Origin of the sequence: Dactylosporangium darangshiense (assembly GCF_039537565.1) — a bacterium.
GTDB lineage: Bacteria > Actinomycetota > Actinomycetes > Mycobacteriales > Micromonosporaceae > Dactylosporangium > Dactylosporangium darangshiense.
In genome coordinates this window covers 183770-199342 of sequence record NZ_BAABAT010000010.1, presented here as the reverse complement: position 1 = coordinate 199342, position 15573 = coordinate 183770, and the positions used below count along the sequence as shown (strand labels likewise).

Annotated in this window: 14 protein-coding genes; 6 read left to right on the top strand and 8 right to left on the bottom strand. The window is 70.7% G+C overall.

Annotated features, from left to right (window positions below; all coding sequences use genetic code 11):
• Window positions 1–405 precede the first annotated feature (405 nt).
• Window positions 406–1050 carry a hypothetical protein gene (locus ABD901_RS20825; RefSeq protein WP_345128765.1) on the top strand — a complete coding sequence of 215 codons (645 nt, stop codon included), beginning with the start codon at window positions 406–408 and terminating at the stop codon, window positions 1048–1050.
• Window positions 1051–1125: 75 nt separating this feature from the next.
• Here ABD901_RS20825 and ABD901_RS20820 read toward each other — a convergent pair whose 3' ends face one another.
• On the bottom strand, window positions 1126–2010 hold the full coding sequence (locus ABD901_RS20820; protein ID WP_345128764.1) for a helix-turn-helix transcriptional regulator: 885 nt from the start codon (window positions 2008–2010) through the stop codon (window positions 1126–1128).
• A gap of 163 nt (window positions 2011–2173) precedes the next feature.
• Between ABD901_RS20820 and ABD901_RS20815 the strand changes: the two genes are divergently transcribed.
• Window positions 2174–3148 (top strand): aldo/keto reductase, encoded by a 975-nt coding sequence (locus tag ABD901_RS20815; protein WP_345128763.1) that lies wholly within the window; start codon window positions 2174–2176, stop codon window positions 3146–3148.
• A gap of 54 nt (window positions 3149–3202) precedes the next feature.
• Here the strand turns inward: ABD901_RS20815 and ABD901_RS20810 are convergent, their stop codons facing one another.
• Window positions 3203–4543, bottom strand: coding sequence for an FAD-binding oxidoreductase (locus ABD901_RS20810; protein ID WP_345128762.1), 1341 nt, complete (start codon window positions 4541–4543; stop codon window positions 3203–3205).
• Between the two features lie 224 nt (window positions 4544–4767).
• Here ABD901_RS20810 and ABD901_RS20805 point away from each other — a divergent pair, with 224 nt between their 5' ends.
• From ABD901_RS20805 to ABD901_RS20795, 3 genes are all read left to right on the top strand, one after another.
• Window positions 4768–5127, top strand: a complete 360-nt coding sequence (locus ABD901_RS20805; protein ID WP_345128761.1) for a hypothetical protein — start codon at window positions 4768–4770, stop codon at window positions 5125–5127.
• A gap of 98 nt (window positions 5128–5225) precedes the next feature.
• Window positions 5226–6473, top strand: a complete 1248-nt coding sequence (locus ABD901_RS20800) for a cellulose binding domain-containing protein (protein ID WP_345128760.1) — start codon at window positions 5226–5228, stop codon at window positions 6471–6473.
• A 72-nt stretch (window positions 6474–6545) separates the two neighbouring features.
• On the top strand, window positions 6546–7010 hold the full coding sequence (locus ABD901_RS20795) for a hypothetical protein (protein ID WP_345128759.1): 465 nt from the start codon (window positions 6546–6548) through the stop codon (window positions 7008–7010).
• 11 nt (window positions 7011–7021) lie between these two features.
• On the opposite strand, the gene ABD901_RS20790 is transcribed toward ABD901_RS20795, so the two are convergent.
• Complete coding sequence (locus tag ABD901_RS20790; protein WP_345128758.1) at window positions 7022–7798, bottom strand: aldo/keto reductase; 777 nt, start codon at window positions 7796–7798, stop codon at window positions 7022–7024.
• Between the two features lie 53 nt (window positions 7799–7851).
• Here ABD901_RS20790 and ABD901_RS20785 point away from each other — a divergent pair, with 53 nt between their 5' ends.
• Window positions 7852–9186: a GH1 family beta-glucosidase gene (locus ABD901_RS20785; protein ID WP_345128757.1), complete on the top strand. Its 1335-nt coding sequence runs from the start codon at window positions 7852–7854 to the stop codon at window positions 9184–9186.
• A gap of 65 nt (window positions 9187–9251) precedes the next feature.
• On the opposite strand, the gene ABD901_RS20780 is transcribed toward ABD901_RS20785, so the two are convergent.
• The 5 genes from ABD901_RS20780 to ABD901_RS20760 form a co-directional block, all read right to left on the bottom strand.
• Entirely contained in the window at window positions 9252–9992 is a 741-nt protein-coding gene (locus tag ABD901_RS20780) for an ABC transporter permease (protein WP_345128756.1), read from the bottom strand.
• Window positions 9993–9997: 5 nt separating this feature from the next.
• A complete protein-coding gene (locus tag ABD901_RS20775) occupies window positions 9998–10861 on the bottom strand; it encodes an ABC transporter ATP-binding protein (protein WP_345128755.1) in 864 nt (287 codons plus the stop codon).
• 1 nt (window position 10862) lies between these two features.
• Window positions 10863–11165 (bottom strand): transcriptional regulator, encoded by a 303-nt coding sequence (locus ABD901_RS20770; RefSeq protein WP_345128754.1) that lies wholly within the window; start codon window positions 11163–11165, stop codon window positions 10863–10865.
• Window positions 11162–11797 (bottom strand): transporter, encoded by a 636-nt coding sequence (locus ABD901_RS20765; RefSeq protein WP_345128753.1) that lies wholly within the window; start codon window positions 11795–11797, stop codon window positions 11162–11164. Before ABD901_RS20765 ends, ABD901_RS20770 begins: the two co-directional genes overlap by 4 nt.
• Window positions 11798–12346: 549 nt before the next feature.
• Window positions 12347–15520 (bottom strand): efflux RND transporter permease subunit, encoded by a 3174-nt coding sequence (locus tag ABD901_RS20760; protein ID WP_345128752.1) that lies wholly within the window; start codon window positions 15518–15520, stop codon window positions 12347–12349.
• Between the last annotated feature and the right edge of the window lie 53 nt (window positions 15521–15573).

Here is a 15573-nt window from a genome sequence, read left to right as displayed (position 1 = left end):
GTGGCTGATCGATCGACGGGGCTATCCATGAACCGTCGATGACGAGTTCCTCGGACCGCACCTCGAAATAGGTCTGTCGCGGGTGAGGCTTTGCGGGTGAGGCGGTTGGCAACACCAATACCGCCCCATTTCTCAGACGGGACACCAACCCCTGGCAACTCGCTGGGATACGTTGTCCGTAGGCCCGGCCGCAAGGGGAAAGATCACCCTCGGTCGGCCTGCTGACCGGCCGATCAGCTACCGGGTCGCACTTTCTGCCCACGCGCGCTCGCCTTGGTGCGCGGTCATTATTGCCCGTTTCCTGCATCCCCGCCCACGAAGATGGGTCGATTCCGCCTGCCCAGCTTCGTCCGCATTTCTCGACAGAGACCGACATAGAAGATCGACACACAGGGAGGCAAAGAAATGAAACCGTACATCAAACGCGCCGCTGTCATCCTCGGTACCGCGGGACTGATCATCGCGGTCGGCGGCGCGGCGGCCGTCGCGACCAGCACCAGGCACACCAAGACCAGATTCCAGATGGTCCGGTCGACGGCCTCGGAGAACGCGGGCTGCCTGAACGGCGCCAAGGTCGACGTCACCATCCAGTCTAAGGGGCAGGTCGAGGTGATGAGGATCAGAGCGAGCGGCCTGCCGAAGAATACGGACTTCGATCTGTTCGTCATCCAAGTGCCGAACGCGCCGTTCGGCATGTCCTGGTACCAGGGCGACCTGGACTCGAACGCCTGGGGCTGGGCCGACGGCACGTTCGTCGGCCGGTTCAGCGTCGAGACGTTCAGCGTGGCGCCCGGCAGCGCCCCGGCGCCGGTGGTGCACACCGCCGAGCCGACCGTCCGGCCGACCGGGGACGCCTCGACGAACCCGAAGACGGACCCGATCCACCAGTACCACCTCGGGCTGTGGTTCAACTCGGAGAAAGAGGCGCAGGCTGCCGGTTGTGCGGCCGGGGTCACGCCGTTCAACGGCGACCACACCGCCGGCGTGCAGGCGCTGAGCACGAAGAACTTCCCGAACGACCAGGGTCCGCTGCGCGTGATCCAGCCATAACCGACGGCAGACGGTGAAGACGGCCAGGCGGTGACACGGTCCCCGCCTGGCCGCCGCCGCGACAGGTCGAAGCCCCTAGCCGGTGCTGTGATCGACAGAGGTGGGTGCTTGTTGGGCGCCGAGGATGTCGAGCAGCACCATGGCGTCGTGGTCGGGGCTCGCGACGTCCGCGTAGTAGACGACGAGGCGGTGGCCAGGGGTGCCTTCGAGCTGCATGGGCTGGTAGCCAAGAGTGAGGTCGCCGACCTGGGGGTGCCGGAAGTGCTTGGTGCCGGGACGGTGGGCGCGAACGTCGTAGCGCTCCCACAAGTGGGCGAAGTCGGGGCTCTTCAACAGGAGCTCGCCGACGAGCTGGGCGAGGTCGGGGGCATCGGGGTCGGTGCCGGCCAGGGCCCGTAGCCGGGCGACGCAGCCGCGGATCTGGTTGTCCCAGTCGGGGAACAGGTCGCGGGCGGCGGGGTGGAGGAAGTAGTAGCGGGCGAGGTTGCGCTGCTTGATCGGCCAGCTGTCGATCCCGGCGTAGAGGCGAAGGCCGCCGGGGTTGGCGGCGAGGACGTCCAGGGTGCGGCTCAGGACGTACGCGGGGCTCGGCCGCAGGTTCTCCAGCAGGAGCTTGACGCCCGGCCGCACGGCGCGGCTGGGCGCGGTGGGCGGCTCGGGGGCGTTCCGAGCAGCCCGGGCCGCCAGCCGGCGCAGGTGCTCGTGTTCGTCCCCCTCCAGGTGCAGCGCGCGGGCGAGGGAGTCGACGACGGCGGGGCTGGGACGGGTCTCCTTGCCGCGTTCCAGGCGGGTGTAGTAGTCGATGCTCACCCCGGCGAGGGTGGCGAGCTCCTCGCGCCTCAGTCCCGGGGTGCGGCGAAGCCCTGGGCCGGTGGGTAGGCCGGCCTGCTCGGGAGTGAGCTGGGTGCGGCGGGCGCGCAGGAACCCCGCCAGGTCGTTTCCGTGCTGGTCAGGGCTCATCGGCACAAGTGTGCCAGCCCGGTGACCGGGCAAGGGGGGCCGCGTTACTCCCTGGAACGCCGCTCCCCGGCAGCGTGCGCCCTGCCACGGGAAGCCCGCGAGCGCGAGGGTGGAGCGGCGATGATCAGCGGCCCGTCAATCCGAACACAAAGGACGAGACAGCATGCGTAGTACCAACCTGGGCATCCGCGGACCCGAGGTCGGCGTCATCGGCCTGGGCGCCATGGGGATGAGCTTCGCCTACGACATGGCCAGCCCGCGCGACGAAGCCACCTCCATCTCCGTCATCCATCAGGCCCTCGACCTGGGCATGACGTTGATCGACACCGCCGACGTCTACGGCCCCTACACCAATGAGGAACTCGTCGGCCGGGCCCTGGCCGGCCGGCGCGATCGTGCGGTGATCGCCACCAAGGTCGGCATGGAGTCCATCGATCCCACCGGCGGCCCCGGCGGTTCCCCGCTGGTCAGGCCCAATGGCCGGCCCGAGCACGTCCGTGCCTCCATCGACGCCAGCCTGCGCCGCCTGGGCACCGATCACGTCGACCTGTACCAGCTTCACCGCGTCGACCCCCAGGTCCCGATCGAGGAGACCTGGGGTGCGTTGGCCGAGGCCGTCGCCGCCGGCAAGGCCCGCCACCTGGGCCTGTCCGAGGTCAGCGTCGAGCAGATCCAGCGCGCCCAGGCCGTACACCCGGTCACCACCGTGCAGTCCGAGTTCTCCCTGTGGACCCGCGACGTCCAGGCGGAGGTCCTGCCCTACTGCAGGGAGCACGGCATCGGCCTCCTGCCGTACTCGCCTCTGGGCCGCGGCTTCCTCGTCGGTCGTTTCGCCTCCTTCGACGAACTGCCGCAGAACGACCAGCGGCGCCGGCTGCCGCGCTTCCAGCAGGACAACCTGCGAGCCAACCTCGACATCGCGACCAAGGTCCGCGAAGTCGCGGATCGGATCGCCGCCACCCCTGCGCAGGTCGCCCTCGCCTGGCTCGTGGCTCAGGGCCCGCACGTCGTGCCCATTCCCGGCACCAAGACCCCGAAGTACCTCGCCGACAACGCCCGCGCCGCAGACGTCCGGCTGTCTCCGGCCGACCTCGCCGACCTGGACGCCATCCCGGCCCCCGCCGGCGCGCGGTACTGAACGTCCAGCCCGGCCCGGCGACCCCCGCCGGGCCGGGTGGACACCAAGCGGCCTCTACTGCGGCCGGACGTTGTGGTTGCCGGCGAACAGGTTCTCGGGGTCGTACTGGCGCTTGAGCGCCGCAAGGCGGTTGTACGTCGCCGGCGGATAGACGGCGGCGACGTCCTGCTCGGTGGCTGAGGCGAGGAAGTTCGCGTAGGCGCCGCCGACATGCGGCGCGAGCCGCGCCCAGATCGCGTCCAGGGCCGGGCGGCCCGCCTCCACGATCGCCTCCGGGCCGGCGGCTGTGGTCACGAACATCAGCTCCGCCTGCCGGTGTGCGTAGGCGGTGGCGTCCGCGGGCACCCGGGACACCGCGCCGCCGATCGCGCGGACGGAGATGAGCGGCGAGCGCGGCGACGCCCCGACCTCGGCCAGGATCCGCAGGACCTCGGCCACCGACTCCTTGTCCACGAACGCGGCCCGGGTCTCGAGCCGGATGCCGGGCGGCGGGGTCAGGCCCTCCACGAGTACGTCTGCGTAGGGCTGCCGCGTAACGTCGTCCCCGATGACCGTGCCGAGCGCCCGGATCGGGTCGATCGCGCGCGCGGCGGCCTCCGGGTCGTCGCCGTCGAAGGCGACCTGGATCTCGACCGGCGCCTCCGGACCGCCGAGGAACGGGTTGGCGAAGTTCACGATGGACGTGAGTGCCTCGGGCGCGGTGCGCAGGTAGTCCGCCCACCCCTGCAGTACCGCGGCCGCCTCTGCCGCCGGGAAGGCGACCTTGCCGAAGTACACATCGGTCGTCTTGTGGGCCGCGAACTCGAACGCGGTCACGATCCCGAAGTTGCCGCCGCCGCCGCGGATCGCCCAGAACAGCTCCGGGTTCTCCTCGGCGCTGGCCCGCACGACCGCCCCGGAGGCCGTGACCACCTCGGCGGCGACCACGCTGTCCAGCGCCAGACCGTACTTGCGGACCTTCCAGCCCATGCCGCCGGTCAGCGTCAGCCCGCCGACGCCGACGCTCCTGGTGTCGCCCGAGGAGATGGCCAGGTCGTGCGGTGCCAGCGCGTCCGCGACCCGGCCCCAGGAGGCGCCGCCGCCGATGCGCACGATGTGCCGTTCGCCGTCGAGGACCTCCACGTCCGCGAGCGCGCCGAGGTCGATCACGACGCCGCCGTCGTTGGTGGCGAACCCCGCAAACCCGTGCCCGCCGCCGCGCACGGCCAGCGCCAGCCCCGCCGCGGCCGCGAACCGGACGCCGGCGGCGACGTCCCCGACGGCCTTGGGCCGCAGCACATATGCCGGACTGCCCGACGCCAGCACCGAGCGGCGGGCCGATTCGTAGTCCGCCCCGCCCGGCTCGACGATGTCGCCCCCGAACTCCCGGCGAAGCCCTTCCAGCGCTGCACTCATGTCGCTACCCCCTGCACATAGCCAACCTTGATGCCTACAAACGCTCGACGAACGCCGCGGCAAGGTTGTGAGACCCCGCGGGTATGACCTGCGTCTCCCCCGGAGGCGGATGCGACGACCCGGCCGCGCGGTCGTGGGCAGGGCCATGGATCGCTTACAATCGCTCAACCGCTCGGGCGGATGGCAATTTCTCGGTCAACGATCTATCGACAGAATCGAGCGCCATGTTCTTCCGCCGTAACTGGATCAAGACCACCGGCCGTGTGCTCGACTCGCGGGTCCGGGAGTGGTATCACAACCGCATGCGGGGCCACGTGGTCGGCATGCCGATCGCGATGCACAACTACATCGTCGAGTTCACCGCACCGAACGGGGAGCCGGCCAAGCTCGAGGTCGAGCAGCACATCGAAACCGTCGACGTCGCCATCGGCGACGAGGTACCGCTGTTCGTCAGTCCCGACGGCAAGAAGGCGGTCTTCGACAAGAAGGACCCGCGGATCAACCTGATGGCTGTGCACAAAGCCAGCAAAGAGGCCGAGAAGAAGGCCGACGAGGAGCGCTTCCGCAGACAGCTCGAAGGCTAGCGGTGGCGCATGGAACTTTCCGGTCGGGGCGCAGGTGGGCGTTACTACGGCTGCGCAGGCATTGACCGGGTGGGGGCGGATTCATAGCGTACATTGACATGAATCGAAGTCTGGGACGTGCGCTGATGGCGTTCGCCCTCGCCGTGTGCGGGGTTGCCGCAGTTGCCGGTCCATCGCAGGCCGCGGGCGGGGCCACCGCGACGTTCGTGAAGCAGAGCGCCTGGGACACCGGGTACGTCGGGGTGTTCACCGTCGCCAACGGCACCACGTCGCCGCTGACGTGGCAGGTCGAGTTCGACATGCCGGCCGGCACCGCGGTCGGGAACTTCTGGGGTGCGCGGATCACGCGGACCGGCGATCACTACTCGGCGGTCGGCGAGGCGTGGAACGCCACCGTCGCCGCCGGGCAGAGCACGAACTTCGGCTTCGTGGCCGCGGGCACCGCCGGGCCGCTCAACTGCCGGCTCAACGGCGGCTCCTGCACCGGCACGGGGACCACCGACATCCGGCCGCCGACGACGCCGGGCAACCTGCGCCCGGTCGTCGGCACCAACACGTTCACGCTGCGCTGGAACGCGTCGAGCGATGACGTCGGGGTCGCCGGCTACGAGGTGTACGTGGGTACGAACCTGGCCGCGACCGTGACCGGCACGGAGTACACCATGCCCACGCCCCCGCCGATGATCATCACCTATCGGGTGCGGGCGCTCGACGCCGCCGGCAATGCCTCGGCGTTCGCCGTCATCACGCCGGGCGGGCCGGCCGACACGGTGGCGCCGACCGCGCCGCCGACGCTGTCGTTCGGCAGCGGCTCGGCGGGCTTCACGCTCACCTGGGGCGCGGCAACGGACAACGTCGCCGTCGCGGGCTATGACGTGTACATCAACGGCGAGCACTACGGTCCGACGAGCCGCACGGCCCTCACCGTCCCGCCGGTCGGCTTCGGCGAGTTCAACTTCAGTGTCGTCGCCTTCGACGGCGCCGGGCTGCGCTCGCCGGCGATCGCCCGCGCGATCGCGATCGACCCGGGGCCGAACTCCGACGCCCGCCAGCCCACGCCGCCGACGAACCTGCGGGTCGGCGTGAGCGACACCCAGGTGACCTGGACGTGGACCGCCTCGACCGACAACGTCGGCGTGGCGGGGTACCAGATCTTCCACGGCGCCGACTGGAGCGGCAACGTCACCGCCACCACCTACACCGAACCTCGGACGCCGGGACAGAGCACGTTCGGCCTGAAGGTGCGTGCCTTCGACGCGGCCGGCAACAAGTCCGCGTTCGCGACGCTGACCATCGTCATCGACCCCCCGCCGCCGACGCCGACACCTGTCCTCGCCGCGGGCTGATCGCACCCGCGTGAGACGCAAACGGGCGGTGGACTGGACAGCCAAGGAAAAGCGTGCGCGAAGATGGGCGCCGTGGACAGGTGGATGCCGTTCCGGCGGTCGCGGCAGGAGCGGGTCGTCGAGCTGGTGCGGCGTGTCGCCGAGGCGCGCGACCCGGGTGAGCACGGCCATGGCGTCGAGGTCGTGGTCGAGGCGCCGCGCAAGAAGTGGTGGCAGGCGCTGTTCAACCGCGACGACACGCTCGCGCAGGCCCGCATCGTGGTGACGCGCGAGGGCGGCGAGGTGCGGTACCCGTTCGACATCCAGCTCGTCACGGCGCACGGCGGCAACGCGGCCCACCGCCTGGGCACCCGGCCGGGCTGGGCGGTGAGCAACTCGGCCGGGCTCGCGTTCGTGATCCAGAAGGGCACCCACCGCACCGGCTTCGACTTCGAGGAGCTCACCGCCGGTGCGGTGGCCGCGCTGGCCAAGCTGCGCCGCAAGCCGCAGGAGCGGGGCTGGCGGGCGCGGATCGACCGCTCGGTGATGCGGTCCTGAAGAACCAGCCCTTAGAAGGCCGTGTCGATCGTCTCGATCTCGTCGGAGGTGAGCTCGAAGCCGAGGACCGCCAGGTTCTCGCGCATGCGGGCCTCGCGGGTGGACTTCGGGATGATGACGATGTCGTGGTGCAGCTGCCAGCGCAGAATGACCTGCGGCACCGTCACCCCGTGTGCCTGCGCGATCGCGACCAGGCGCGGGTCGTCCAGCGGCGTGTTCTTCAGGGAGCTGTACCCCTCGACGACCACCCGCCGATCCCGCATGTCGGCCAGGAACTTCGGGTCGTGCTGTGCGGGGCTCCACGCCACCTGGTTGACGACCGGGGTCTCCCCCGTCTCCCTGATGAGCTCGTCGACGAGCCCGGTGTCGTAGTTGCTGACCCCGGCGGTGCTGATGCGCCCGGCGTCGCGCTGCTCGAGCAGCGCGATCCAGGTCGGCAGGGACTTGCCGCGGGCCGGCGGCCAGTGGATGAGCCACAGGTCGACGTAGTCCACGCCGAGCGCCTTCAGGCTGGCCTCGATCGTCTGCCGCTCGCGACCGGCCTGCGAGGGCGGCAGCTTGGTGGTGATGAAGACCTCGGAGCGCTCCAGGCCGCTGTCGCGCAGCGCGCGGCCGATCTCCTCCTCGTTGCCGTACATGGTGGCCGTGTCGATGTGCCGGTAGCCGGCGTCCAGCGCGGTCCGGGTGGAGTCGTACGCGGACTGCCCGGTGATCTGCCAGGTGCCGAACCCGATGGTCGGCAGGCTGACGCCCGGGGCCAGCTCGACGGCTGGAATCTCATGTGCCATACGTCCATCCTGCCCGATCGTGTGCGTTGACCCGAGGGGGTAGCGTGCCGCCTATGCCGGATCTCCCTGAGTTCCCGCCGGGCTTCCGCTTCGGCGTGTCCACCGCCGCTTACCAGATCGAGGGCGCCGTCGACGAGGGCGGGCGCGGACCGTCCATCTGGGACACGTTCGCCCACACACCGGGCCGGATCCGGGGCGGCGACACCGGTGACGTGGCTTGCGACCACTATCACCGTTGGGAGTCCGACCTCGACCTGATGGCCCGGCTCGGCGCCGGCGCGTACCGGTTCTCGATCGCCTGGTCGCGCGTCCAGCCCACCGGCAGCGGCCCGGCCAACGCGGCCGGCCTGGACTTCTACGACCGGCTCGTGGACGGGCTCGCCGCGCGCGGCATCGACCCGCTGGTCACGCTCTTCCACTGGGACCTGCCACAGGCACTGCAGGACGAGGGCGGCTGGGTCAACCGGGACACGGCGATGCGCTTCGGGGAGTACGCGGAGCTCGTCGGCGAGCGCCTCGGCGACCGGGTGAAGCTGTGGATCACCCTCAACGAGCCCTACATCCACTTCGCGCTCGGCCACGTCCAGGGCATACACGCGCCGGGCCTGACGATGATGAGCGACCAGCTGCCCGTCGCGCACCACCTGCTGCTCGCGCACGGCCTGGCTGTCTCGGCGCTGCGCCGCACGTCCGGCGCCCCGGTGACGCTCGCCAACAACCACTCGCCGGTGTGGCCCGCGAGCGACTCCGACGAGGACCGCATGGCCGCGGCCGTCTACGACATGGTGCAGAACCACCTGTTCACGGACCCGATCCTGCTCGGCGAGTACCCGCCCGGCTACGAGTTCCTGACCACCGCCGACGTCGACTCGATCATCATGGAGGGCGACCTCGAGGTGATCTCGCAGCCGATCCAGGCCCTGGGCGTGAACTACTACAACCCGAGCCTCATCTCGGCCCCGCCCGCCGGCGACCCATTGCCGTTCGCCCGCCTGGAGATCGAGGGGTACCCCAAAACGGCGTTCGGCTGGCCGGTCGTCCCCGACGGCCTGCGTGAGCTGCTGGTGGGCCTCAAGGATCGCTACGGCGACAAGCTCCCGCCGGTCTGGATCACCGAGAGCGGCTGCTCCTGGCCCGACCTCGACGACCAGTTCCGCATCGACTACATCGCGGGCGACCTGCGCGCGGTGCGTGCGGCGATCGACGCCGGGGTCGACGTGCGCGGTTACTGCACGTGGTCGCTGCTCGACAACTTCGAGTGGGCCGAGGGGTACGAACAGCGCTTCGGCCTGGTGCACGTCGACTTCGACACGCAGCAGCGCACGCCGCGCAAGTCGTTCGAGTGGTACCGCGAGATTTGCACCGCGGCCGCCCGCACCAGCCCCTGAACCTGTTCGAACGCTGCGTCACCCCCCGTCGGAGTGACGCAGCGTTCGCGTTTCCACCGGGTGCCTCAGCTGAAGCGGGCGCCCTCGTCGCGGCGGAAGGCCCAGGCCGCGAGGGCGGCCATCGCCAGGGTCCAGGCCGCCAGCGAGATCATCGACGTCGTCGAGACGTGGAAGTCGCCGACCGCGGCCCAGACGAGCTCGACCGCGCCTCGGGTGGGCAGGTACGGGGCGATGGTCTCCACGAACGACGGGGCCTGGCTGGGGGCCGAGAGCAGGCCGCCGCCGAAGGCCAGGGGGAAGAAGATGATCTGGGCCACCGCCAGGGCGGCCTTCATCGGCAGGGCGTAGCCGATCGCCAGGCCCATGAACGTGAAGGGCAGGGCGCCGGCCACGACCGCGGCCACGGCCAGCAACAGGCCCGTCGCCGACGTCGTCGCGGCGGTGAAGAGCCAGCCGATGATGACGACCGGGAGCAGGGACAGCGTCATGAACGCCAGGCCGGACAGGATGCGGCCGGCGAACGCCGCGGCGGGGCCCGCGGGCAGAGTGCGCGTGTACGGGTCCCAGGGCTGTGCGCGGTCCTCCGAGACGCCCACGCCGTAGGTGAACAGGGAGCTGGTCATCACGGCGAACATGACCATCGACGCAGTGGCGAAGGTGGCGCCGATCGGGTCGTCGCCGGCGAAGGGCACGACGAAGAAGAGCATCGACGCGGCCGGGAAGAAGGCGCCGCCGACCACGGCGATCGGGATGCGGATCGTTTCCAGGATGCGGAAGCGGGCGTGGGTCAGGGCCAGGCTCGACATGACGGCTACTTTCCGGTCAGGGTCAGGAACGCCTCTTCGAGCGTGGTGGGCTGCACCTGGAGGCCGCGGAAGGGGACCCCGGCCCGCACCAGGTCGCGCACCAGCTGGTCGGCGTCGGGGGTGAGCAGGGAGGTGCGGCCGTCGGCGTGCTCCACGCCGACCACGCCGGGCAGCTCCGGCAGGGCGTCGGGGGCGTGCAGGCTGACGCGGTGGATGCCGACCATCGAGCGGATCGCGTCGACCGTGTCGTCGGCGAGGATGCGGCCGTGCCCGACGACGACCACCCGGTCCGCCAGGGCCTCGATCTCCTCCAGGTAGTGGCTGGTCAGCACGACCGTGCCGCCCTCGTCGGCGAACGCGCGCACCGCGTCCCACAGGGCCCGGCGGGCCTGCACGTCCAGGCCCGTCGTCGGCTCGTCCAGGAAGACCAGGCGCGGGCGGCCCACGAAGGCCAGCGCCACGGCGAGGCGGCGCTTCTGGCCGCCGGACAGGCCCCCGGTCTGTCGGCCCGCCACCTCCGTGAGGCCGAAGCGGTCGAGGATCTGCTTTTGCGGTACCGCATCCGGAAAATGCCTGGCAACGAACTCCAGGCACTCGCGGACGCGCAGAGTGGACGGCAGGCCGGTCTCCTGCGGCGTGACGCCGATCTGGCGGCGGCGGGCCGGGTCGCGGGGGTCGCCGCCGAACAGCTCGACCGTGCCGCTCGTGGGGCGGCGCAGGCCGACGAGGAGGTTGATCAGCGTCGACTTGCCGGCGCCGTTGGGGCCGAGCATCCCGACGACGCCGCCGGACGGGATTTCCAGGGACACGCGGTCCAGGGCGAGGGTGTCGCCGTAGCGGCGGCTGACCTCGACGGTGCGGGCGAGCATGTCACGGCTCCTTGGGTGGGTCGATGAGGGCTCGGAGTTGGGTGGTGTAGTCGTCGAACGCGACCCGGCCGCGGTGGGTGAGTGCGGCCGACGTCGTCGGGGTGCGGCCGCGGAAGGACTTGACGACCTCGAGGTAGCCGGCCTGCTCGAGCTTGGTCAGGTGCACCGACAGGTTGCCGGCGGTCATGTCCAGCAGCTGCTGCAGCCTCGGGAACGTCATCCGGTCGCCGTCGCCGAGGCTCGACAGCGCGGCCATGATCCGCAGGCGGGCCTGCACGTGGATCACGGGGTCGAGATCGCTCATCGGCGGCCACGCGCCCGCAACAGCAGGCCGAGCAGGCACAGGCCGCCGCCGCCCCCGATGGAGATGATGAGCGAGTGCCACCCGGCGCCGGCCGTGACGCCGACGATGTTGATCACGGTCAGCCAGGCGCCGAAGATGAACATGTCGCGCGAGAGCCAGACGGCGGCGCCGGCCATGTACAGCGCGCCGACGAGGCCGACCGAGGCGCACGCCCACAGCAGGCCGCGCTCGGGGTCGGGCAGCAGCCGCGCGAAGTGGTTCATCGTGGTGCCTACGCCGGCGAAGGCGAAGAACCACGTGAATCCGTACGCCGTGCCCTGCCACGACGAGCGCCCCTCCAGGCCGCGGCCGCGCACCGCCGACACCAGCACGGTGCTGGCCATCGCCAGGGCCATCAGGGCGAACAGGCTCACCAGGGGCAGCCAGGCCGGCAGGTTGACGTAGACGCGCCCGTCCGGCCCGTAGCGCAGGAAGAGCAGCCCGAAGCCGATGAGCCAGGCCGCGCCCCAGGGGACGTAGTAGAGCAGCGGGTTGAGCTCGAGCGTGCGGGCCGCCGCGGCCTGCTCCTTGCGGATCAGCTCCAGCGACTCCGCGGCCGAGGGCGGGGGTGCATCGTCATCGACGGGCGTCATGTAAACCACTTTACGCGGCAAAGCTGTTTACGCAACCCTGCGCCGAAGCGACCTCGCTCACCACGGCCGCGCAGCGGCAGCGACCGGCTGCGGGACGGCGCAGACGCCGCGGGCTGCGACGACCGACTGCGGGACGGCGCAGATGCCGCAGGCCGCAGGCCGCAGTGACTGGCTGCGGCACGGCGCAGACGCCGCGCACACGCCGCACGCGGCGGCCTCGCGCAGACGCCGCGGGCCGCGGCACGGCGCAAACGCCGCGGACGGCGGCCTCGCGCAGACGCCGCGCACACGCCGCACGCGGCGGCCTCGCGCAGACGCCGCAGGCGGCGGCACGGCGCAAACGCCGCGGGCCGCGGTCTCGCTCGCTGCGCCCGCGGCACGGCCGATCCCGCGGCCGAGAACCGCGCATATACGAAATATCGGATTTATCTGGCGCGCCAGCGCCGGATAAATCCGGAAAAGCCGGAGGTCGGGCATCGGCGATGACCGAACGAAACGGCCGGCCGCCCCTCGCGGGACGACCGGCCGTTTGCTGCCGTGCGGGAGCGGTTACGCCGTGGGCGCGGGCTCCAGCGGGTCGACGCGGTGCCGGCCGTCGGGCTCGCCGCCGGCCGGCGCGACCGCGGTCACGGGCGACGCGTGCTTGCCCGCGCGGCGCTGGCGGCGCCTCTCGTTGGTGGTCTCGACCATCGTGTAGAGGGTCGGGACGAGAACCAGGGTGAGCAGCGTCGAGCTGACCAGGCCGCCGATCACGACGATGGCGAGAGGCTGCGAGATGAAGCCGCCCTCGCCCGTCAGGCCGATCGCCATGGGGAGCAGGGCGCAGATCGTCGCCACCGCCGTCATGAGGATCGGGCGCAGGCGGCGCCGGCCGCCCTCGATGACCGCCTCGCGGACCGGCATGCCGGACTCGCGATATTGGTTGATGAGGTCCATCAGCACGATCGCGTTGGTGACGACGATGCCGATGAGCATCAGCACGCCGATCATCGCCGGCAGGCCGAGCGGCGTCTTCGTGGCCAGCAGCAGGGCGATGGCGCCCGTGGCCGCGAACGGGATCGAGATGAGCAGGATGAGCGGCTGGGCCACGCTGCGGAACGTCGCCACCATGATGATGAAGACGATCGCGATCGCGGCGAGCATCGCCAGGCCCAGCTGGCCGAAGGTGTCGGCCTGCTGCTGGCTCACGCCGCCAAGGGTGACCGTCGCGCCGGCCGGCAGGGACAGCTTGTCGAGGCTGGCCTGCAGGTCGGACGAGACCTTGCTCAGGCTGTCGCCCGAGGAGCGGCCGGTGACCGAGGCGCTGCGGTTGCCGTCGATGCGCGTGATGGCGACCGGACCGCTGTCCTGCTTGACGTCGGCGATCTGGTCGAGGCGCACGAACGGCGGGGTGCCCGGCACCGGGATCGTCAGCGCCTTGAGCTGGTCCAGCGACGCGGGCGCCGGGCCCGCACGCAGCACCAGGTCGCGCTGCGCACCGTCGACGGTGAGCTGGGTCAGGGTCTGGCCGCGGTACGCCGCGGAGACGATCCCGCCGACCGCCGCGTCGGACAGGCCGTACTTCGCCGCGACGTCGCGCCTGACGTGCACGTCGATGCGCGGGTTGCTCGCCGCAAGGTTGCTCTCGACGTCGGCGATGCCCTTGGTGCCCTTCATGGCCTCCTGGACCTGCCCGGCCGCCTTGGCCAGGTCGTCCGGGTTGTTGGCCTTCACGATGACCTCGAGCTGGTCGCTCGAGCCGCCGCCACCGCCGCCGGCGGTGACCTTCACGGTGCCGAGGCTGGTGCCGGCCGCGCCGATCTGGCCGCGCAGCTCCTCGACGATCTGCTCGACGTCGGAGTTGTCCTTCGCCGTCACCGAGAAGTTCGCCGTGTTGGTCGACTGGGCGCCGGCGAAGCCGAAGCCCGCGGAGGCGCCGATCGTGGCCTGGTAGGCCTTGATGTCGCCGCGCGCGGCCAGCATGCCCTCGATCTTCTTCGCCGCGGCGTCGGTCGTGGCCAGGCTCGAGCCGAGCGGCAGCTCCTGCGAGATGGAGAACTCGGTCTGGCCGGACTGGTCGATGAAGTTGGTCTTCAGCAGGCTGGCCAGGCCCATCGTGGCGATGAACACCAGCACCGCGAAGCCGATGGTGGCCCAGCGGGTGAACCGGCTGCGGGTCACCCAGCTGACGACCGGCACGTAGGTGCGCTGCAGCGCGCTGCGCCGCTCCTTCTCCAGGGCACGGGCCTCGATGACCTCGCGTTCCTCGACGGCCAGGGCCCGCGGCGGGCGCAGGAACCAGTACGCGAGCACCGGCACCACGGTCAGCGACACGAACAGCGAGGCGAGCAGCGCGACGGCGATGGTGACCGCGAACGGCCGGAACAGCTCGCCGGCGAGCCCGCCGACGAGGCCGATGGGCAGGAACACGGCGACCGTGGTCAGCGTCGAGGCGACGACGGCGCCGGTCACCTCCTTCACGCCGGTGAGGATGGCCTGGACCTTGGCCTCGCCGTACTCCAGATGTCTCTTGATGTTCTCGAGCACCACGATCGAGTCGTCGACGACGCGGCCGACGGCGATGGTGAGCGCGCCGAGCGTGAGCAGGTTGAGCGAGTAGTCGCCGACCCAGAGCCCGATCAGCGCGACGACCACCGACAGCGGGATCGACACCGCGGTGACGAGGGTCGAGCGGATCGAGAACAGGAACAACAGGATCACGAGCACGGCGAAGAGCAGGCCGAGCGCGCCCTCGGTGGAGAGGCTCTTGATGGACTGCTCGACGAACGGCGCCTGGTCGAAGATCGTCGTGATCTTCGTGTCGCCGCCGAGGGACTTCTGCAGCTCGGCGAGCTTGTCCTGCACCGCGTGGGAGATCTTCACCGCGTTGCCGTCCGGCGACGCGGTGACGGAGATGCCGAGGCTCTCCTTGCCGTCGGTACGCGTGATCGACGTCGCGTCCTCGGTCTTGAGCTCGACCGTGGCCACGTCACCGAGCTTCGCGGTGGGCGTGACGTTGAGGTTCTTGAGGTCGTCGAGCGTCGTGAGCGTGCCGCCGACCTGCACCGCGAGGGACTTGTCGCCCTCGGTCAGGGTGCCGGCCGGGAAGGAGACCCCGTTGGACTTGAGCGCGGCGGTCAGCGACTGCGAGTTGACGCCCGCCGGGCCGGCCTTGGCCGGGTTGAGCGTGATGAGCACGTTCTGCTTCGCGGCGCCGGTCACCTCGACCGTGCGCACACCGTCGATCCCCTGCAGCGCGGGCACCACGACCTGGTTGAGCTGCTGCGCGAAGGCGATCTGGTCGCCGGTGCGGGAGGCGGCGAGCACCACGGCCGGCAGGTCGTCGGTGGAGCCGGCGATGACCTGCGGCTCGACGGTCGACGGCAGCTGCGAACGGATGCGCGTGATGGCCGTGTTCATCTTGTTGGTGATGTCGTCGATCGGAGACCCGTACTCGAACGACACCTGCACCGTCGCGACCCCCTCGCGACTGGTGGAGGTGATGTCGGTCAGGCCGGGCACGCCCTGCAGCGCGCTCTCGATCGGCTTGGTGACCTGCTCCTCGACGATCTCCGGCGAGACGCCCGGGTAGGGCGCGACCACGAAGGCGGCCGGAAAGTCGATCGAGGGGATCAACTGTTGCTTCAGTTTCGGGATGGCTACGGCGCCGAAGCCCAGGACGACGATCGCGATGATCGCGACCAGCCCCCGGTTCGCCAAACTGAGCCGGGCGAGGAACGACATGTCTGGAGTCTTCTTCCGTTCGGCTAAGACAGACGTTAGTTCGTGCGATGCTA

Excerpts from the sequence above, each read along its gene's own strand:
- ABD901_RS20825 (WP_345128765.1), top strand. The coding sequence starts at position 406 with ATGAAACCGTACATCAAACGCGCCGCTGTCATCCTCGGTACCGCGGGA.
- ABD901_RS20770 (WP_345128754.1), bottom strand. The coding sequence starts at position 11,165 with ATGAGCGATCTCGACCCCGTGATCCACGTGCAGGCCCGCCTGCGGATC.
- ABD901_RS20810 (WP_345128762.1), bottom strand. The coding sequence starts at position 4,543 with ATGAGTGCAGCGCTGGAAGGGCTTCGCCGGGAGTTCGGGGGCGACATC.
- ABD901_RS20815 (WP_345128763.1), top strand. The coding sequence starts at position 2,174 with ATGCGTAGTACCAACCTGGGCATCCGCGGACCCGAGGTCGGCGTCATC.
- ABD901_RS20760 (WP_345128752.1), bottom strand. The coding sequence starts at position 15,520 with ATGTCGTTCCTCGCCCGGCTCAGTTTGGCGAACCGGGGGCTGGTCGCG.
- ABD901_RS20785 (WP_345128757.1), top strand. The coding sequence starts at position 7,852 with ATGCCGGATCTCCCTGAGTTCCCGCCGGGCTTCCGCTTCGGCGTGTCC.
- ABD901_RS20800 (WP_345128760.1), top strand. The coding sequence starts at position 5,226 with ATGAATCGAAGTCTGGGACGTGCGCTGATGGCGTTCGCCCTCGCCGTG.
- ABD901_RS20820 (WP_345128764.1), bottom strand. The coding sequence starts at position 2,010 with ATGAGCCCTGACCAGCACGGAAACGACCTGGCGGGGTTCCTGCGCGCC.
- ABD901_RS20805 (WP_345128761.1), top strand. The coding sequence starts at position 4,768 with ATGTTCTTCCGCCGTAACTGGATCAAGACCACCGGCCGTGTGCTCGAC.
- ABD901_RS20765 (WP_345128753.1), bottom strand. The coding sequence starts at position 11,797 with ATGACGCCCGTCGATGACGATGCACCCCCGCCCTCGGCCGCGGAGTCG.
- ABD901_RS20775 (WP_345128755.1), bottom strand. The coding sequence starts at position 10,861 with ATGCTCGCCCGCACCGTCGAGGTCAGCCGCCGCTACGGCGACACCCTC.
- ABD901_RS20790 (WP_345128758.1), bottom strand. The coding sequence starts at position 7,798 with ATGGCACATGAGATTCCAGCCGTCGAGCTGGCCCCGGGCGTCAGCCTG.
- ABD901_RS20780 (WP_345128756.1), bottom strand. The coding sequence starts at position 9,992 with ATGTCGAGCCTGGCCCTGACCCACGCCCGCTTCCGCATCCTGGAAACG.